General features: G+C 56.6%; 18 protein-coding genes, 2 tRNA genes and 2 pseudogenes. 10 read left to right on the forward strand and 12 right to left on the reverse strand.

The annotated features are described in order from the left end of the window. Positions 1-944: 944 nt before the first annotated feature. The 5 genes from NLY44_RS05485 to NLY44_RS05505 all read left to right on the forward strand — a co-directional run bounded on the left by NLY44_RS05485 (position 945) and on the right by NLY44_RS05505 (position 3,653). Positions 945-1,205 (forward strand): metal-sensing transcriptional repressor, encoded by a 261-nt coding sequence (locus NLY44_RS05485; protein ID WP_023684828.1) that lies wholly within the window; start codon positions 945-947, stop codon positions 1,203-1,205. After that, positions 1,202-2,233: a cation diffusion facilitator family transporter gene (locus tag NLY44_RS05490; protein ID WP_023694080.1), complete on the forward strand. Its 1,032-nt coding sequence runs from the start codon at positions 1,202-1,204 to the stop codon at positions 2,231-2,233. The genes NLY44_RS05485 and NLY44_RS05490 overlap by 4 nt, the downstream gene beginning before the upstream one ends. 39 nt (positions 2,234-2,272) lie before the next feature. Then, on the forward strand, positions 2,273-2,986 hold the full coding sequence (locus tag NLY44_RS05495; protein ID WP_023690239.1) for a HoxN/HupN/NixA family nickel/cobalt transporter: 714 nt from the start codon (positions 2,273-2,275) through the stop codon (positions 2,984-2,986). 134 nt (positions 2,987-3,120) lie between these two features. Further along, complete coding sequence (locus NLY44_RS05500; RefSeq protein ID WP_023699951.1) at positions 3,121-3,309, forward strand: hypothetical protein; 189 nt, start codon at positions 3,121-3,123, stop codon at positions 3,307-3,309. A gap of 98 nt (positions 3,310-3,407) precedes the next feature. Continuing rightward, positions 3,408-3,653: a hypothetical protein gene (locus tag NLY44_RS05505; RefSeq protein ID WP_023723634.1), complete on the forward strand. Its 246-nt coding sequence runs from the start codon at positions 3,408-3,410 to the stop codon at positions 3,651-3,653. 1,016 nt (positions 3,654-4,669) lie between these two features. On the opposite strand, the gene NLY44_RS05510 is transcribed toward NLY44_RS05505, so the two are convergent. The 4 genes and pseudogenes from NLY44_RS05510 to NLY44_RS05525 all read right to left on the reverse strand — a co-directional run. Beyond that, positions 4,670-4,963, reverse strand: coding sequence for a helix-turn-helix domain-containing protein (locus NLY44_RS05510; RefSeq protein WP_081731668.1), 294 nt, complete (start codon positions 4,961-4,963; stop codon positions 4,670-4,672). 323 nt (positions 4,964-5,286) lie between these two features. After that, positions 5,287-5,586: a DUF1236 domain-containing protein gene (locus NLY44_RS05515; protein WP_023669226.1), complete on the reverse strand. Its 300-nt coding sequence runs from the start codon at positions 5,584-5,586 to the stop codon at positions 5,287-5,289. Positions 5,587-6,887: 1,301 nt separating this feature from the next. Further along, positions 6,888-7,013 carry a hypothetical protein gene (locus NLY44_RS05520; protein WP_023690236.1) on the reverse strand — a complete coding sequence of 42 codons (126 nt, stop codon included), beginning with the start codon at positions 7,011-7,013 and terminating at the stop codon, positions 6,888-6,890. Positions 7,014-7,354: 341 nt separating this feature from the next. Beyond that, positions 7,355-7,552, reverse strand: a pseudogene (locus tag NLY44_RS05525) (DoxX family protein); the annotation flags it as partial. Between the two features lie 617 nt (positions 7,553-8,169). On the opposite strand from NLY44_RS05525, the pseudogene NLY44_RS05530 reads away from it, so the two are divergent. The 3 genes and pseudogenes from NLY44_RS05530 to NLY44_RS05540 all read left to right on the forward strand — a co-directional run. Beyond that, positions 8,170-8,382, forward strand: a pseudogene (locus tag NLY44_RS05530) (nucleotidyl cyclase domain-containing protein); the annotation flags it as partial. A 261-nt stretch (positions 8,383-8,643) separates the two neighbouring features. Next, complete coding sequence (locus NLY44_RS05535) at positions 8,644-8,934, forward strand: hypothetical protein (RefSeq protein ID WP_023690232.1); 291 nt, start codon at positions 8,644-8,646, stop codon at positions 8,932-8,934. Next, complete coding sequence (locus tag NLY44_RS05540) at positions 8,927-10,114, forward strand: site-specific integrase (protein WP_050587499.1); 1,188 nt, start codon at positions 8,927-8,929, stop codon at positions 10,112-10,114. The genes NLY44_RS05535 and NLY44_RS05540 overlap by 8 nt, the downstream gene beginning before the upstream one ends. A gap of 45 nt (positions 10,115-10,159) precedes the next feature. Here NLY44_RS05540 and NLY44_RS05545 read toward each other — a convergent pair. After that, positions 10,160-10,236, reverse strand: a tRNA-Asp gene (locus tag NLY44_RS05545). 218 nt (positions 10,237-10,454) lie between these two features. Here NLY44_RS05545 and NLY44_RS05550 point away from each other — a divergent pair. After that, positions 10,455-10,530 (forward strand) — tRNA-Val (locus tag NLY44_RS05550). A gap of 700 nt (positions 10,531-11,230) precedes the next feature. On the opposite strand, the gene NLY44_RS05555 is transcribed toward NLY44_RS05550, so the two are convergent. From NLY44_RS05555 to NLY44_RS32925, 7 genes are all read right to left on the reverse strand, one after another. After that, on the reverse strand, positions 11,231-13,204 hold the full coding sequence (locus tag NLY44_RS05555; protein ID WP_023806446.1) for a hypothetical protein: 1,974 nt from the start codon (positions 13,202-13,204) through the stop codon (positions 11,231-11,233). Between the two features lie 757 nt (positions 13,205-13,961). Continuing rightward, positions 13,962-14,372: a hypothetical protein gene (locus NLY44_RS05560; protein ID WP_156941053.1), complete on the reverse strand. Its 411-nt coding sequence runs from the start codon at positions 14,370-14,372 to the stop codon at positions 13,962-13,964. A gap of 95 nt (positions 14,373-14,467) precedes the next feature. Then, positions 14,468-14,758: a hypothetical protein gene (locus tag NLY44_RS05565; RefSeq protein ID WP_156941054.1), complete on the reverse strand. Its 291-nt coding sequence runs from the start codon at positions 14,756-14,758 to the stop codon at positions 14,468-14,470. 56 nt (positions 14,759-14,814) lie between these two features. After that, positions 14,815-15,144, reverse strand: coding sequence for a hypothetical protein (locus NLY44_RS05570; RefSeq protein WP_023806450.1), 330 nt, complete (start codon positions 15,142-15,144; stop codon positions 14,815-14,817). 648 nt (positions 15,145-15,792) lie between these two features. Next, a complete protein-coding gene (locus NLY44_RS05575; protein WP_245263859.1) occupies positions 15,793-16,806 on the reverse strand; it encodes a COG3904 family protein in 1,014 nt (337 codons plus the stop codon). 65 nt (positions 16,807-16,871) lie between these two features. Beyond that, a complete protein-coding gene (locus tag NLY44_RS05580; RefSeq protein WP_156941056.1) occupies positions 16,872-17,603 on the reverse strand; it encodes a hypothetical protein in 732 nt (243 codons plus the stop codon). A 133-nt stretch (positions 17,604-17,736) separates the two neighbouring features. After that, entirely contained in the window at positions 17,737-17,907 is a 171-nt protein-coding gene (locus NLY44_RS32925) for a hypothetical protein (RefSeq protein ID WP_348524393.1), read from the reverse strand. A gap of 579 nt (positions 17,908-18,486) precedes the next feature. Here NLY44_RS32925 and NLY44_RS05585 point away from each other — a divergent pair. Further along, complete coding sequence (locus NLY44_RS05585) at positions 18,487-18,975, forward strand: toll/interleukin-1 receptor domain-containing protein (RefSeq protein ID WP_286456785.1); 489 nt, start codon at positions 18,487-18,489, stop codon at positions 18,973-18,975. The last annotated feature ends 34 nt before the right edge of the window (positions 18,976-19,009 follow it).

The raw sequence follows: 19,009 nt of genomic DNA on the forward strand, positions 1-19,009 counted from the left end.
TGCCGCATAAGGCCCAACCGGGAGGCTTTCTGCGAAGTGGCGCGAATGGCTAGCCTGAACGGCCAAACTGATAGCGAGCGCTCCGCGAACGGCTGGATCGACGGCCCCTATCCGGCGCAGATGGTGCCGTTGGCCGTTCCCGAAGCGGTGCAGGAATTGGTGGCTTCCAGTCTAGAAGTCCAGTCTCGCCCAATGGGCGGCCCTACGCCGCCTTAAGCGCAGGCAATTGCGGGATTACTCTCACCAGGCAGGGTGCTCGTCTGGACTGGCACTGGCAATCCGAAAAGCGGACAGACCTCCCAGAGCGCCGGCAGCTTGTTGCAGAGCTTGCGCGCTCCACGCCGTCCTTTCATGGCGCGGCGAAGTTTCTGTGTCGCGCTCGCTGGGCAACAACTCGCCGCTCCCTGGATCCTTGGGGAGCGACGAGCGCGGGTTGCTACCGAACCTTCCGCCGTCGTTGAACTATGCTGGATGAGTCCAGCTACTCCAGATCGATTGCCCGCCGGCTCATGCTGGCGGGCTTTTTGCGTCAGCCGGGAACATTCCCGCTCCAAGGCAGTTCGGTCACACCCGGCTCGTTCTTCAGCGGTCCGGCCGGTGACCAAGATGCGTCCCTCACTCGTCATGGTCGGCCCGCGCAGCCTCGGAAGCAGGCGCGGGCCATCCATCACAAAGCCCGCTGATCCGACCGACGGGCTTCTTCAGTTTCACCACGCAAAGAAAGGCCCGGTCGTGAACTGACCCCATAAAGTTGGACGGTTCATTGAGTTGGTAGGTTTAATGCTGGTTCCTGTATTGCACAGGGGCCAGCCCTTTCAAGCCTAGATTCCAATTTCCGGAACCATTCAGCGCCATGGATACACGCTCTGCGGGGTGGCTGATCAAGAGCCGATCTGCGCTCACATCATACTTGACGCATCCTCCCCGGGGGGATACCGGTGGGCATGTCCGAAGGCATCCATAGTTCTCATCCGGCTATCGTGAAGCGCTTAAAGCGCGCACAGGGGCATCTTGCATCCGTGCTTGGCATGTTCGAGGCGCAGCGATCCTGCCTGGACCTGGCGCAGCAACTCCATGCAGTGGAGAGCGCCATCAGCAGCGCAAAGCGAGAACTGATCCACGATCATATCGAACATTGTCTGATCGACACGGAAGCGGGAGGCAACTCGCTGGCAGAGCTCAAGCAACTGGCGAAATACCTATGACCAGTATCGGCGCACGCGTCTTGGATTGGTTCGGCTTCGGGTCACATGATCATGACGCGCATGCTCATGACGATGGCTCGCACGGCCATACGCACGGGGTCATCGACGCAACGATTGCAACCACTGACCGCGGCATCTGGGCCATCAAATGGTCGTTCGTCATCTTGGCCATGACGGCGGCATTGCAGATGGCCGTGGTGTTGGTGTCACGCAGCGTGGCGCTGTTGGCCGATACGATCCACAACATAGGCGACGCCACAACCGCCATTCCGCTCTGGATCGCATTCATGCTGGCACGACGCAAGCCGTCACGGACCTTCAGCTACGGCCTTGGCAGGGTAGAGGATCTGGCCGGTATCATTATCGTGCTGATCATTCTGTTCAGCGCCATCGTCGCCGGGTACCAGGCTATCGAGCGCCTGGTCAGTCCGCAGGCAGTGACTCATCTCGGTTGGCTGACCGCGGCGGGCATTGTCGGCTTCCTCGGGAATGAGGCCGTCGCGGTGTTTCGCATCCGTATCGGCAGGGAAATCAACAGTGCGGCGCTCGTCGCCGACGGCTACCATGCCCGCACCGACGGGCTTACCAGCCTTGCAGTGGTCATCGGCGCCATGGGCGTCTGGCTCGGATTTCCACTGGCCGATCCGATCATCGGGCTTCTCATCACGGTCGCTATATTCGGTATCGTCTGGCAATCGGCGCGCTCAGTGCTCACCCGCATGCTCGACGGCGTCGAGCCGGGCGTGATGGCCGAAATTCAGCATGCCGCTGCGCATGTGCAGGGTGCTCGCGTTGTCGACGCCAAGGCCCGCTGGATTGGCCACAAGTTGCATGCCGACATCGCTATTGCAGCCGACGGAACCTTGCCTCTCTCAGAGGCAAACAAGATCACGGCGGCGCTGGAGAACGAACTGTTCGAACACATGCCGGCGCTCGCAGCTGCCAACATCCGGTTTTCGACCGACCAAGGTGAGCACGAGCATCCGCACTCTCATGATCAGGGCGAACATCACGGCCACCAGCACTGACAACTGCCGGAAACCACTCGCTTTTGCCGGTCTCGGCTGATGTTCCAGGCGCTTGTCGAATTTCAGCGCTCCATATACCTGGCGCTCGCAGATCAGATAAAGCTGCTGTCAGTTGGCGGTGATTGGCTTGCGTTCCTTGCCTTTCTGCCGATGGGCCTCCTGTTCGGTGCGGCACATGCTCTGACGCCCGGCCACAGTAAGGCTGTCTTGGCGACTTACCTTGCAGGTTCGGATGCGAAGGTTTCGCGCGGCCTCCTGGTGTCGATTACGCTGTCCTTCACTCACGTGGCGACAGCGGTGCTGATCGCCGTATTCTCCCTGCCGCTCGTCTCGATTGCATTGGGCAGCGTTGGACGCGCACCACTGCTTGAGGGTGTGAGTCGCGGTCTGCTCGGGCTGATCGGCGTCTGGATGCTTTGGCGTTCGGTGAGCCACGGCCACCATCACAAGCATGAGGGCGAGGCCGTTGGAGTCATGGCCGGTTTGATTCCGTGCCCGCTGACCCTTTTTGTCATGACCTTCGCGATTTCCAGAGGGGTGCCGGGAGCTGGAATTCTGTTCGCAATCACCATGATGGTGGGCGTGGCCCTAACGCTGTCCAGCGTGGCGGTACTGTCGATCTTGTTTCGGGAGCACCTGGTGCATTTTTTCGACAGCAGGCCACGGCTGTTCGATACCATATCGCGAGCAATCGAAGGCGCAGCGGGCCTTGCCCTCGCCAGCGTAGCGGTCTGGCAACTTACAGCCGGATAGAGCCACAGCTGTCCACAGACCCTCTCCTTTCTTAGGAAAAGGCGATGAGAAGCTGCGGCACGCAAGGCTGCTGGAATTCTGGGAGGATGATGGAAATGGCCGTGCCTAAGAAATAGCGCGCCACCTACGCCTGGATGTACGGCGCCCAAGCGCGCAAGGATGGCAAGGAGCGTGAGGCGCCAGCTTACTGGCAGGAACATGCCGATGCGTGGCTGCAGGGCTTTGACGGTGTGGCGATGGCTGGTTTTGGTAAGACCAAGACCGTCAAAGACGAGATGGAAGCCGAGGTCGACGAAGCCGCCGTCGAGCGGCCCGCCGAATAGCCATTTTGCCGTATGCTGTATGGTCGTTTTTGATTGAAGAAAGGGCTTCGTTGGGCCTATAGAGATTGCGTTTACCATTGCCTTTTTGGGAGGATGCGATGGTTGCAACGCCCATAGAAATCGCTCAAGCCGCTACTGCGACTACGGCCACCTTGCTGAAGTGGCAGAAGTCCATGGAGGAACGCGCCACGTTTCGCCAGAACATGGATCAATCGCGCAGGGCGATACAAGCCTCACGCGATCTGCTGAAGCGCCTTCGCCAACGTCATCGCGACGACATGGCGGAAAGTTCGGAAAATGCCAACCCGTCTACTGCGCCGATATCGCAACGCGCCGGCAGCTAGCGGGAGGCGACCAGAGCCGATGTGATGGGTAAAGTTTCACTGGCCGTTCCTTGGGTGGGCAGGCAAGTTAAACTTTGTCAACGAGCGGCCTTTTTCGCGCTCGCGGAAGCGCCACGTGGCTTTCGACCAGGCGCACGTGCTCGGCGTCGACAGTCACCAATGGCCGGAGGCTGACGGTTACCTTGTCCCGTCGATGCGTGTGACAGGCCGATCAATTCCATATGCTGGCCAATTACAGCCTTCGAAGTCGAATCGACAACAGAATGCGGGAAGTCGTAGGAGGGGATCGTCACGCTTATGCGATCGGGCGTCACGCGGCCGCGCACAATCGCCGTGACTGCGACCTCGTTGCCAACTTTGATAGTTCCCCGAGCCATGCCCAAGACTTTGGAGCAGCCGGCGCCAGCGTCAAGATGAGGGGGAGCTAATAAAACCCCTCCGCGCCGCGATGCAACATCCAGCGCTAATGCGGATTCCACCTTGAAAGATCGATTCCCCAGGTCTTATAATCCGTAATTAGCCTGTTGGAGGTGGAGGGAACTGCGATGGGCGGCACAGTTCAGAACACAAACTCAGACAGTGTGGAGTGGCCGAAGCCTGCTGAGAACGGCTGGTCCGCGTTATAGAGAAGGGCAAGGAAGACAGCTGATCGAGCTCGAATCTTATGCCATGGCCTCTGCGGAAGGCCAACGGATCCGTCTAATCTCGAGAAGTTCGGTCGCGAGGCTTTGCCGGTCCTGTCCCATTCCACTGGATGAACTGCGCGACGTACCTTTAGAATTCCAATGCCCCTCCTGTTCACGCCGTATGGTGAGAAGGGGATCCTGGCTGAAAACGATTGCCGGTTTCAAATGCGATAGTTGCAGGTCCAGAGTGCGGATCGGCTACGAAGAGAAGCTGGCCATATTCGAGCGGCACCTTAGAAAGGTGAGCGCCAGCACAAAGTCAGTGAACAACCGCCCTTGTTAGCGGCCGCTTTAGAGATCGGGTGCAGTGGGTACACGGGCTTTTCCCCGCTATCCTTTTTTCTCCCGGCCCCGCCACCGTCTATTATCGGCGGCTAGGCCGCTATCACCTTCTGAGCGGGCTAGCGATGGAGTGCCTTGGACGGTGAAAACGATTCCGGCATCCTCAAACGCTTTGCGGATGGCGGCGATGTTGTGGGGACGCGGTTTCCTGTATCCGTTCTCAAAAGCGCTGATCACCATCTCGCTAAGATTGGCCTTGGCGGCAAGTCGCACACGCGGCCAGTTCAGTAGGGCTCGTGCTGCTCTGACTTGATCTGCTGAGAGTACGGTTCGGCTGTCCATAGCCAGTCGAACATTTAGTATCGCTAAACTGTTCCCCTTGACCTTCTGCGATTTCTAACGGTGTGAGGCCGGCCTGTCGCAAGCCGTCATCGATTGTGGCTGCAACCTTTCGGACGGTTGTTACCTCGGCACCAACAAGACGTGCTGCCTGCATTCTTGCTTGGAGATCAGCCAAGCGGGCAACCAGGGCTTGCGTCCTCTCGAGTTCAGGGTTCGTCATGTTCATTGTCCAGCTGAGTGGCAATTCGATTTGTCCGGCTGAGTATCGTTTGAATGCACACACTCGCCACCCAAGGGTGGCGAGCGTGGGTTCGTTCGAAATCTCAGTCGTAAACTTTCACGATCTTGCGGGTACCCGGATCGACCAGGACCGTGCGGTTGTCGACCACCACGTAACGGTATTTGACGTTCGGGACCTCGTGGATCTCCACAGTTTCCGGCAGAGCTGTCCCGACGTTCAATTCCACGCCGGGAAGGTTCACCGAAGCCAAGGGCTGCTTCTTAACATACTCACGGATGACCGTGTCCTGTTCCGGCTGGATGATAATGTCGTCAGCGGCGGCGGAGCCGATCCCCGCCAAGAGCAACATGGCTGCGGCGGTGTTCACAAAGTGCATCTTCATATCTTCTCTCCTGCAAGGACCGGCACACGACGACCATCGTCCCGCACTGCCCGGCAACCAACTTTGAACCGGGGTAAACGTTCCCGCCTACGCACCTTTGTCTAATCCGATTGGTCTAAAGTCCGACCGTACAACGCAATGGTCTTACCTTTGGACTAGGCGGAACGGATTAGGGCTTCAGCTTGTTGTTTCTCCACAACGGGAGAGAACAAATGGATCAAAGTGTTGGCCAGGCGCGATGGTTGCTCGCACCGATTTTTGCAACAGCCGTTACCTTTCTGGTAATGGCGGTCGTCCTTAGCTGACATGTCTTGGATCGGCGCAGCCAGGTCCCTTCCTGCGCTGATAGGATTCGCGAGTTGCTTGAGCGGCTGGCAAATCCTCTATTTTACCGTGCGCTGGGCCTGCTCCTTCAGCAGGCGGGGCGCTTCGTTCAGCTCATGTAACTTGGGAGGTTTACTATGGATCGGCGATCCTTTTTGACAGCGATATTTGGCGTTGCAGGGGCAGCAGCCTTTGCAAGCGCGGTCCGGCCTATCAACGCATTGGCCGGTGTTCCAGCGGCAAAAAGCGGCATTCTCGAAGAACTCGACGCGCCAGACGCCTTCGACAACGAAGGTACTCACGCGGAAGTGGAGCCGGTCAACCATCGGCGCTACTACGACCAAGATTACGACCCAGACTACGACCCAGATTACTACCACCGGCGCCGCCGCCGCCGGCGCGGCTGGAGAAGAGTCTGCCGTAGTTACTGGCGACACGGGCGCCGTCGGGTCCGGTGCTATCGCCGACGTGGTCCTTCGGTCGTCTTGCGATTTTAGCTAGTCGGCTGCTTCTGCTCATGGCCCGTTCCGGCTGACGTGCTGAGAACGGGCCGGTGCTGCCTCACGGTGGCTGGCTTCAGTTTTTGTGTGGCACGATGTAGCGACTGCTCACCGCACCCGCCCCTGTGCCCCGCGTGACGACAGTCGTGCTATACCCGGCTGGAAGGGAACCTGTAGCGGAGGGATCAATCGAACTGCATCGCCCCACGATCTCCCCGTTGGGAGCGCCCTCGAGCCTCACGGCTAACGCTAACTGGCATGTCTCAAGGGATCCGAACATGGACGGTGATGTATCGAGTGGCTTGCAGACTCCCTGGGCGGGACTGCAAGAAAGCAAAATCATCACAGCTGCAGTTGCCGGATCCATTCGTGAAGCTCCGTTGTTCGACGAGCCTCAACGCGGAATAGCGAGCTTTGTTTCGCAGGTGCTAAAATATGAGTTTTCTGGTCTGGCTCACGGTGGCGGACTTTTCATTGTCACAGCTTTCGCCTCTCAATTGTCGATCCCGAACGGTAAAACAGCCATCCGACGAGACACACCGAGAGGATTGCGATGGCCAGAAGGATGCCGCCGGCAATGTTCACCATCAACATGAAATCCATCGGACCTCTCCCTCTTATATGCCGACAGTCGGAAACTCGTGAAATCAACATGGGTGAACAGGTTGCGAACATGCTGCTACGGTTTTTGCAGAGCCACGGGATGAGACGAGACGGACCAGCACGACAGGGACTAGCTCTCGTCGCAACAAATTGACACACAAGGACTCGACGGAGTCGAACGGCAAGGGCAGGGACGCCATCAAGCGAATTTCAAAACCGGTGCCTTGGCCGACGGGTAATCGCTGATAACATCAAGGTATGCCCTGAGGTGACGTCACAAGGCAGTGTGCTGGGTGCCGATTGGGCGGGCGGGTTGTATGATGCCCGGCGTATTGGCCGGTTTAGAATGGAAGCTTGATTTCGCCGACCGAGAGAGGCCTACCGGCCGCTATGAGCGCCGCAACCGTCTCTCTGTCCTGTTGCCGGCGCTTCACGAGGCCGTTCAGCACCCTGTCGAGAGATATCGCGCCGGCGCCGGCTACGGCCAGGACGAACATGCCGCCCGCTTTGGCGAGATCCTTTTCGAAATGCAGCAATTTCACGACCATATCGCATCCGCAGCGCATGAGGTTTCTTGATCCCGACCGGGGCAGCACCTTGCGGTAGACAGGTGAGTCAGCCGGCCGCAGGCGGCCGACCTCTCGCCTTCCAGAGGTCCTGGAATGCGCCGACCGACCCCGTCGTGCTCGTCAATGTGTAGGTTTGCAGTGTGGTGTTCCTTCAAGGTCAATCAGCAGCTTATGCATGGAGGACCACGGCAAGCGGCGTTTTATTCCCGGACAGCGCAATTTCTGTCTCGGCAATGTGATTGGTCCGGGCGCCTCGTTTTTTTAACGCTCTTTGGCCCGCAACATCGGCCGTCCAGTTCGGGAATATCGGGGCCTTTCAAGAATTCGGATATTATGAGAGCAGCGACGCGTCGGGCGACGAAGGGGGAAACAACTTCGCAGTCTCGTGCGACAGCGGCAAAGCTGCCTTCCTCAGCAGCGTCGGGTAAGTGGCGGAGCAGGCTTTGTGTCCTGTCACTGTAGCCAATTTCCACCCGAGCCGAGAGGAGGCGCCTGGCTCAGCGTCTGCTTGCCGGCATCCTGTGTGGGGCGGGAGCGCGGGGGGCAGTCCAGGCGACCGGCAGGCAACACTCGCGTCTGTCTATCGCGGCGATGGGAGCCTCGTCGAGTTCAGCAGCGTTGTGGAAGCAGTCCGCTGCGCGCGTCAAAACGCTATTGCTAAGCACAATGCCGGGGTGCCCGATGATCGTCGCATTGAGTTCCGGATTGGCATTCATCTGGGTGACGTCGTGCAGGAGCACGATGGCGACCTGATGGGTAGTGGCGTCAACATCGCCGAGGGTATCCGGGTTGCCCGGGCGTAGCGGCTTTGAAGCCGCCGATTACAAGTATTCTCGCCCTGTGGCCGCCGATTCTGCGAATTAAGGATTGGACGAATAGGCATGGGGGAAAAAGGCCGTTATTCTAAGCCTCATTCACCCTCGATGCAGGAATAACGAGATCACGGAGTAGGAAAATCGCATGCTGTGCGGCGGAGGTGCTGACACGGGCGAAATTCACACCCGCTCAACGACAAGCGCCCATCCGCTGTCCCGATGGACGGTGGATAGAGTTTTGGTGCCATGAGCCAAACCCACACATTACAACCGTCATCTATCCGCTTCCCGGTACAGCCGCGGCTCGTGCCGGCGGTCAAGGCGGCGCGTTATCTCCACCTGACGCTGCGGGAATTCATGGAATTGCTGCCCGCGTTGCAGGATCAAGGCTTTCCCAAGGCCTGCCCAATCACCGGCAACTACGACATGGTTGCGATCGACTCCTGGCTCGATCGACGCTCGGGTCTTGCAGGATCGGGATCCGGCGGGCAGTCTAGCATTGACATTGCAAGAGCGAGGCTGGCGACCCTTGGGTAAGATCAAGTTGAAGCACTACGTCATCCGTAAGGGCAGGTACGGCTACTGGCTGCCGACGCCGAAGATGGTCGAAGCTGGCTTCAGATGCATTTCCTGTGGAATCGACGGGCCTGAGGCTTGGACGATAGCCAGGGAGTGGGAAGACCGCTGGCAGGAACTCCGCAAGGGCAGGGAGCCGTCGCGCCTGCATGTATGGCCAAAGGATTCCATCGGAGACGCCTTTGCACGCTATCGCCGCATGGATGCATGGAAGCGCAAGCCACCGCGCACCCGCGAGGATTGGGAACGCGGCTGGACCTTCATCGAGCCGTACTTCGCCGACCTGCCGCCAGCCGACATCACCCTCGAGCTGCTCGACGACTGGTATGGCCGTCTGCTCCGGGTCAAAGGTGTCGACATCGCCTACCGTGCCGTAAAGACGTGGCGTTCGCTCTATAATGTCATGGCCGGCATGAAGCTATGCCCGCCCGGCTCCGACCCATCGCAGGCGATCCGCCGCCAGACGCCACCACCGCGCCACCAGACCTGGACGGCAGGCGAGGCGGTGCGCATGGTCAAGGGCGCCTGGCGCGCCGGCTACCGCGGACTGGCCTGCGTCATCGCCGTTGCGTGGGACACGAGCTTCTCACCCGTCGACGTGCGCACGCTCACACCGGCGCAGGCAATGCAGACAGCACAGGAATGGGGTTTTCTGATTGCACGCAGCAAGAGTGGCGAGGCGGCTTTCGGCACGCTGTCGTCACGCACGCAGCGCCTGGTGCTGGCCTATGTCGAATCACTAGGCGTCACCCTGCTTGACGATGCGCCGATCTTTCGCTCGCGCGGTTTCGCGCCGGGCCCGAAGGGCGGCCGGCCGCGCGCCGGCGTGCCTTACACCAAGGATTCTCTGGTCGACGACTTTGCCGATCTGCGCACGCTGGTGTTCGGGACATCAGAGAAGCGGCGGCTGATGGACATGCGGCGTTCCGGCGCGGTCGAGGCAAATGCCGGAGGCGCGTCGGTCGAGGCAATCTCGGCCAAGATGGGCAATTCGATCGACGGGAACAAGGCGCTGCAGAAGACCTATATGCCGGTCAATCTGGCCGCCGTCCGCTCAGCTGACGCCAGCCGCCGCAAGGGCAGAACGCTGCTTGGCCTGGAACGGAACGAATACAGAAAGTTGAAACTCTCCGGAGAATGAGAGTTGAAACTTTTCAAGGGGCGGTAGCTAACCCCTTGAAATTAATGGCGCGAGTGACGGGGCTCGAACCCGCGACCTCCGGCGTGACAGGCCGGCACTCTAACCAACTGAGCTACACCCGCGCATTGGACGAGCACGTGTCAGCCGTGTTCGTCGTTGGGGCGGTGGATAAGGGGTTCGCCACCGGGTGTCAAGCGCAGCTGGACAGCATAAACGCAAACAGGAGAAGGTTTTTTGACGGGCGGCACTTTGCCCGCGAAAACCACTGTGCGGCTAAGCTCGCAGCTGTTCATTTGGCCTTGCGAAGCCGGTTGCGACCGCTTAAAGGTCCGGCCGGAGCGGGCGATTAGCTCAGTTGGTAGAGCGCTTCGTTTACACCGAAGATGTCGGCGGTTCGAGCCCGTCATCGCCCACCACTCCAATCAAGAGACTAGCGCTCTCCTTCTCCCAAAAACGCTGATAAATCAGTTGCTTACGCAATCTACGACGTTTTCGGTCGGACGTCAAACAAGTTGACTACTGAGCTAATCGCCCGTCTCAAACCGGGCCGACTCGGTCGGTCGTTGTGACACCAGTGTGACAGACAGCGCCCCCACCGGGGTACAAGGGGGACGCCCCGGCCTATACCACTAGGTATCTCACCTCAGAAAATTCGCACAGAAATTATCCGGATTGGGCACCGGAAGGAGTTCCAAATGTGCCAGCCTACGGCATGCGACAAAGAGGAGGAGACAAAGGGAAGGGTCTATGGCTCCTTCGGCGTTTGGGTTGCCGTCAGGTCAGACTTAGCGGCCCGAACTCCCCCGTCCTACCTATAGATACCGGACGGAAAGCAGGGAGTGAACCGGGCCGACATACCTCAAGGTGAATTCCCAGTGCTCGACTTCGAAGAGGGAGGTACGGAACCGTAGGTTCTGTCTCCATTCGCTGGCGTTTTGCCTCAAGATACCCTTCGCCCAAAGCTCTCGAATCCCCTGAGTGACAGAAGAGATAGCTTTCGCTGACAGCTTTGAGCAAGGGTAAACATTTCACTATATACCTATATAGGAAGACATTTACCCCTGATCTTTTTCGTCTAATTCAGCACAAGGGGAATTACCTTAGCCGTTCCGACGTTTACCCTTTCACGCGATACACTCCCGGCTTGCCGGGTAACTGGTCGAGTACGATCCCCGTGCCTTTCAATGCAGCAACAAGATCGGGATGGTTCTTAATGTTGCCGTTGAAATTCTGCTTCGACACGCCAAGATGCCTCATGACCGCAGTCGTCGCACACCCTCCTAGGCGTTCGACCATCGATGCGATGAACTCGAATGCCTTCCGCACATTGCCGCTCAATCGAGCTTCATCCGGACCCTCAGGCTTCCAATCTTCCAAGGCTGCATCCGGAAAGATCGTGTGAAGCTGCTCTTTAGGAAAGCCTGTATCACTGCGCGACGAAAACACTGCGTAGAGATAACAGCCCTCAGGGCATCCTCCGTTCACCGTCTTGCGGATCGACCCACGGCCAGCAGCTTGCAGAACATGGTGTGAAATCTCGCCTATCCGCGTTGCCTTCAAATCGTCGTTGGAAAAGGCTTCCTCAGTCTTCGCCTTTTGGGCTCCTCGACCCATTGCCTCATACGACGCCGGGGGGAACGTCCAGACACCAGCCAGGATTACATAACGGCAGTCCCTGAACTCATTCGTCGCCGTATGCCTACCCCAGTTAATGAAGCGGACATCACCTTGGCGTTTCGGACGCGGCAGACGCTTCTCGATTTCTCTGACGATATCAGGCTGCCCCTTCCTTGCATCAACCTTGTGGTGAACGACCAGAACAGGCTCGTCCTCTGGAATCTCTGCAATCATCTTCACCACACCATCGGCAATCTCGGAGGCGGCTTTGAAGTCACGCTGCTTATTGCTTCCTGCCCCCTTGTCCCAATGTCTGATCGTCAAACCGGCATAGGACTTCTTAGGAGATTTCAATCTGACGAGAGTTCGTCGGTTGCTCTCCCAAAAACGGTATGTGTGCCGAAGGTCGCCGGACGCATCTAGGATTAGCATTGGTGCCAGATCGTCAGGCAGAATGTCTTCGTATCCCAAGGTCACGTTGCCGCTGTATCTGTCCCTGTGGACATTCACAACATGGCCCGACAAATACCAAAGCGCCTCAGCAATATCCTTGTCCCCGGAATAGGAGAAATACGACCGGAAGGTTTCGAGATCGAGGCCGGTCTTATCGATATCAGGCATCGTGACGTATTCGCCTATGTGGCTCTTCAACGAGTGCGCGAAGTCGTCGATTTCGTCAGCAAGCTTTTTGAGAGCGTCGCCCTTCCGTTGGTGCAATTCGAGTGGCAACCGCTTCAGCGCGTAGTTCCCGGCAGTTAGCACCAGTGACGGCAATATGGCTTCGTCCCACACTCGGACTTGCCGGGGTTTACCGTTGTATCGAAGGTCCTTCATGGCAGCGAAAGCTGTCCCGCTCTTCGAGTAGTTCTCCAGCCGCTGTTGCGTCGTGAAGAGAACACGTGCCTCATCATGCACCGGATTACCCAAAGCGTTGAGCGTGTCGTCCGACGTGAGGACAGCAAAGGTCTCCGGCTTCAGGGCCATGTCCTTTACAAGCCGATCGATCTCTTCAAGCCGGGACAGGAAATAGATTACGCCAACGTTCTTAAATTCAGGGTCGGTCAACATGGCTTTGGTGGACTGGACGGCCACGCTGGTCTTACCCATGCCCGTAGGCAACGAAGACAGATAGAAAGCCTTTTCCGCTCGTCCTTCGGCCATCTCTTCATAAACCTTGGCGATCTCGTTCAGGCCCTTCCACTGCTCAGTGTTGGGATCGTGTTTGTAGTCGTCGCGAAATAGCCGCTCTGTCTCCGCAATCGTCACCGATCCTAGCTTGCCCAGCGGTCTCTGCCGCTCTTTCCAAGCGCGGTATTCGTCCCTCATCCCGATGCGGGTAAGGTATTGCTCTTCCGTAATCTCCACGCCACCGATGCGGTAAACAACCCTTCTCTCTTCGACACTAGCCGCCTCATGTGTCTCGGGCTCGACTCCTAACAGCGCTGCGATGTCACCAAACGTGTTTAGTGCCAATGTGATTTCCCTCCTTTCCCTTGGGCAGTTGTTCCGGATGAAGCCAGTAGCCTAGTTTCTTGACCGGGATGGGTTGGTCGTCTGGACCGGCTGAGCCCTCTAGCTTGAGTGTCAACAGTCTCGTGCTAGCGCCGTCGTCTACCTTTCCGAATAGATGGCGAGCGTTGTCCCAAAGCTCTCGCCCGGACCGATAAACTCGATAGTCGCGGCCCTTCCGTTGAAGGACGAAGGAGCCGTCCCGGAGGACGACCCCCCAGACGTTATTAAGTCTGACCGTCATGGCGCGGCTACCACGGGGACGGAGGCCAACTCGATTCCTGTAACGGACCTCAAGAGACCCAAATCGAGGCTGGTACGGTTCCGTTGACCCCCAACTAGATCAACAGGCCACGCCCACCTAGGTTTGCCGATGCTCGACGGGCTTATTGCCTCCTGCAAGGTACTGATTTTCTTATAGAATTTCGGATGATTTCCTCCGTTCCCAGTATAGGGGTAGCGGGGAGGTACTTCTATCGCTTCTTGGCCTTCCCTGACGGCAGACGACTCGACATTATGGACCGCCTGAAGCCGCCTCAGCCGCCCGCGCTTCGCCACATGTCGGGGATCACTTGACCGCCGCCCTGACCGGCCATGCCGACTGGTTTCCTTGCACTCGACCGAGCAGAATCTATGGCCGTGTCTACGCTTGGTAAACTCCTTACCGCAGTAGCAAACAGCCAGGCCGAATTTGACCTGACCGCTTGTCGGGACTGAGAGGTCAAGCATGGGGAACCGACAGATTCCGGGCCTTAAAAACAACCCGGCCCCTGCGACGGGATTTCTCCACCTTGTCAGGACGGAAGATCAGCGGCCTTCGGAAGTTAGGGTGATAGGAACCGGCTTCGATCCTCGCGGTCTTCTCCGCTTCGAGGCGTTCCTTTGCCTCGATCAAGAGAGCCCGGTCATGCTTGGTAGAGAAGCCGTCTCGGATCGACATGTTTTCCCGACGAAGGTTCAACGGATCGCCGTCTAGGTACTCGACGACCTCACCGGCCTTGGCATCCGTGAGAACACGAGCGACGATCAGCCGGAGACCGTCAGGCCCCCTTGCCGAGACCGAGCCTCCAAGGATCGACCAGTTGGGATAGAGTTTGAGGGCTGTGAGTTCGTTGTAGTCTTCGAGGCCCATGACAGCCTCGCCTTCCCCAAAACGTGACAAGGGGACATGGACGACGAAGAGCCCCTTTTGGGAGCTCTCCGCGATCCGGATAGGCCGAGCCTTCATTACTCGACCCGCTTGCCTGAAGCGATTTGAGCAAAGACTGAATGTCTCTTCGGTCCCTTGTCGGCGTAGGGAACGCTCTTGATCGCCTCCGCCATGGCTCCCTTGGACAGCCCTCTCTTTTCGAGAAGAGCCAATGCGACGAGTTCCCCGAATTCAGGGGAGGCAACGCCGTCAAGAGCGTCGGCGGCCTGTTCAACACGATTTCTAAGCATCTCCCTTTCGGCTTCACTCATGTCCCTGAGGGCCTTCGAGATCATGGAGCGGTCGGATACTGCGATAGTTACAGACATAGAAAATTACCTTTCAAAGTGGTGGTTCAAAAAATTGCAGTTCGAAAATTAAGTGTTCACAGTGCCGCGAGGTTTACGTCGAGACGCTCACCCGTCCTGGAGGACACGTGGGCCATTTCGATCTTCCAGCCATTCCGGCCAGACCAATCGCGAATGGCTCGGACTAGGCCGTTGCGGTCAGTGAAGCTCCCAAGCTCTGGGTCTTCAATGCCGATAAATTCGGCCTGATGAAGATTGTGAAGCGTCTTGTGGAGCCTGACATGGCCCTGAGAGCGGCCTTTCTCGACACTGATGATTGTGATGTCAAAAGGGTCAGGGCTGCTACCGATGTAATTCAACTCTTGCGTGCCGACAGCAGCAAGGTTTGTAGGAGTTATGTCGTTCATCGTTTCCTTCATAAAATGCCGCCGAGCCCCCAGTGGAGGGGCACAGTTTTAGGCAGCTTTTGGGATGGTTAGAGTTGGGAATTGCTAGGCGTTAATGCTCTTTGAAACGGCAAAGCCTAAGAGCGGTGAGGAAGACAAAAAATATTCTATCCTCACGTATATTGTAGCACGTTTAAGGCAGAAAGTCAATGGCAAACGCAGGCTATAAGAAGATATACTTCGATCAAACCTTGCAAGCCATTGCGCTATATAAGGTTTATCCCCGCCCGGCGCTCTACATTCAAGGCGGCGTTGTTAGTCTTCTGATGCCGACATCTCCCTTTCAATCAATCTGTGGAGTTCGCAAATGCGTACCTTGAGCCTTCGGCTTTCATCAACGAGTTGAATCAACCTCAAATCCGGGTCGTCAGGCGGAAGCATCTTCGAGTGCGAGATGGAGCGAGAGCCTTTGAAAAGGTCTATGACGGTACCCATTCGAATACGTCCTTCCTGCCGCCAAGGTCGTTGGCGAGTTGCGTCATTGCAAAACTATGAAGGTGCGGTATCCGGCTGGCTCGTCAAATCCGCTCGCATGGGGGAGGACGTTGAGTGCCAGTGGTGGCCGTCATTGATTAGACGGCTCGATTGCGGCAATCCTTAGGCGCACATTCAGTCAGCAAACATTGAGTACAACGAATTGAGTTGGACTTCACCGCCTTCTGTCGGCATCGGTGCTATCCCAAAAAAGATTTCGGCCTCTTTTGAGCCTCTTATCTGACAACCAAAACTCTTTGAAATGGCGATTTGGCGTGCTTCGTCCTTCGTAATATTCGCGTACACTATGACATATATATTATTCACAAACCTCAGTGATCGGTCTGAAATATCAATCGTTTGCGCATCATCGTTGTTGAGCGTTATTTCGACGACGGGGAAATTCTGTAATTCGTCTTCCCTTCCTTGCGCTTCTATAACCGCCCACATTGCAAACCCAGTGGATTTAACATGCGATAGCATGACTTTATGATGACCGTAGAAAGAATCTCTCTCGCCCCTGACGTATATTGATCCCTCCAGCGCATGTACCGTCCATGTCACACCGGTGTCGCCTCCGGTGACAACGTTCATTCTCTCAAGATCACCCTCGCTAAGTATGTTAATGTGTTCGCTTAACGTTGAAGATGAAACCTCAAGGAATTCAGGAGAAACTCCCATCTCGAAGACATACTTTGCCATCTTTGCGGAGAGGATTTGAGATTTGCCCTCTGATAAGGCCATTGGATTTTTAAATGAAAATTGGTGAACGCCAAACTGTGAACCTTTTGAAAAATACCTGAGTCGTCCGCCGATATACATCAATGTCGCTGCACTTAAGCAGGAGCCTGGGATATGCCGACGGGGGATCATGAGCGTAAAGTTTGGATCATGACCAAGAACATACTTGCCGATGGCTGTTCCGAACCATCCATTTCGGATCATCCGGCCCATCTCCATCGCTTCTTCAGGGTCGCCGCCGGTGGAGTCGATGTAAACAGTGATGCGAGGAGGGGGCGACACCCGGTCTAGAAAATCAAGAAATCTAGCACTGTCGCCTGGATTGATTCGTCCAAAAGCATTGATGGAAAAATGCCCGCCCAAGAATTTCTCGACTTCAGTTTGCGGGTTTGTGAATTCGAACTGCAATTGCGGCGGTCCCGGTGAGGTGACTAGAAGGGCGTTTTGTAGGGCAGGCGTGAAAAGAGTATCAACTAGGTACCTAGTTCTCGGATCGTTCTGATTATCTCTTGTAGAAGGCTCTCAACAGCGTTGCTCGCATTCACGGCGGTTGCTGTCGGAACAGTCTCCTTCTTGCGAATATGTTGGTGATGGAACGTGTCGGCAATTTTGCGGATGCTTTCCAATGGCAGAAGCGTCTCTTTCAGTGATTTAGGACGGGAGTTGGCGACCTCCGCGAACGTAGCCTTTCCAAAGATGGGCGGGATGTGATCCATAACGGCGCGAACCAACATGACTACGGATATGTTGGATTCTTGTTGATGGGCGACATTCAATTCTCGACACATCTGGACAAGGCGGGAAAGGTCAAAACGAGGATCGACTAGAGACGCGAGCACCGCGATTGTGCTGACATCTACATAGGTGTGCTTTGGATTTGTGCTCGGATTACCCCCCAATAGCGGGCCCCGGCGAATATGGTTGATAGCTGCTTGGATAACTTGAGCGGCCTCATGAGCCACTGGCCTTACCTCTCGGCCCAGATACCCTTTCTCGTTCATTTGCATCGCCGGCCAAAGGTGTTGAGAAAAATTGTTAATGGGTCCGAAATGATGCTCAATGATGGCAGTGGCTTCGATAGACAAACGCTTGAAAGTTGGTGCGCAAGTTGGATAACCACCCACGATGGTAAAGCTGTCACATGCCTTAAACACCTCGCGAAAACGATCAATGATTGTTGTTAGTTCGGTTTCGGTGGTTGTCATGTTAAGCCCTGAGTCCGCATAAGATTTCCATATCACGCCACTGATGGATAGGTGACCCAAAGAAAAGGCCCAAGACGGATCAAGGGCCTAGGTAATCCGATGGATGCTTTTCTGGGTAGGAAATCGAGTCAAATTAGGCGCTTAGCAGCCCTTGGGTCCGGGCGGCGATGTGGTTCACTCTCGGAAGGCTTGGACGCTCGCCTAACAGCTTGGCTCTGACAGCTTCCTGACTGGCATGGCTGTACCTCATCAATCGAGCGAGTGTCCTGTGACCCGATATCAAGGCGACCTCCGGTACAGTCAACCCGAGTTCGAACAGACGAGAAATCGCTTCGTGTCTCAGATCGTGGAAATTCAGACCATCGATCCGGCTCTACCCGTCAGCCTGGCCATTGGAGCCGTAGGGCCGCCGGAGTGATAGGAAACGCCAACTCGGAGGGCTTGGCATCCTCTGGGCGTAGAGCCTCTAGGGATCGCTACCGCTCTTGCTGTCAGCGGGATCACCCTCGAATAGCCGCTCTTTTGACTCAGGGATGAACGACAGCCGTTAAAAGTCGATGTGGGAACTGCAGCAAATAGGCATCTCGCCCGCCTCATAGCCGTCTCTAAGGCAAACAGGATGAGCCCCGCATAAGGTGGCTAAGTGTCCGCTGGTCCGATATCGAGGCGTTCAGGGCGCGCGCCATAGAGCGCAGGCAGCGCTTAGCGCTCAGTCAAAAAATGCTTGCGGGATAGTCGCCAGAGTTAGGGTACGTCGCAGTTATCCGGCCCCTTCTACCCGAAGGCCAAGGTTCTCGGCGGCGCTCCTTGGGCAGAAAATTGGCAACATCATTGAGTTGACGGTCGGAAGAGCATAGTTTCAACCGTTCATGCGGAGGACTCGATGACGTCGCCAACGGTTTTCATATCCTACAGCCATGCCGATGAATGGTTGAAGAACGAGCTTATCGATCATCTTTCCGCGTTAAAGCGAAATGGCTTCATCAATATCTGGCACGACCGGCTCATTCCACCCGGCGGAATGTTGAACGAAGCGATAGACGGGAAGGTCAATACCGCAGAGATTTTTCTTTTCCTGGTGAGTCCCAGCTTTCTGAGCTCAGATTATTGCTTCCATAAAGAATATGAAATTGCTCGGGCGCGGCAACAGCTGGGAGACGCTGAAATCGTACCCGTGGTAGTCAGAGATTGTGACTGGGATGTCGGCGGGCTCAAGGACTACAACGGCTTGCCCCGGGACGGCAAAGCCATTACCCGGAACGCTGGCAGTCGTTCAGAATCTCAAGAGCGCGATGGTCCCTGGCTTAGCGTCGTCGAGGGACTAAAGGTCCTTCTCGAAAACGTAAAAAAAAGCTTGAGCCACCTAGTTTAACAGACGCCTATATCAAGAAACTTTTTACGATTGA

This window comes from Mesorhizobium sp. C089B (assembly GCF_030323125.1).
Classification (GTDB): domain Bacteria; phylum Pseudomonadota; class Alphaproteobacteria; order Rhizobiales; family Rhizobiaceae; genus Mesorhizobium.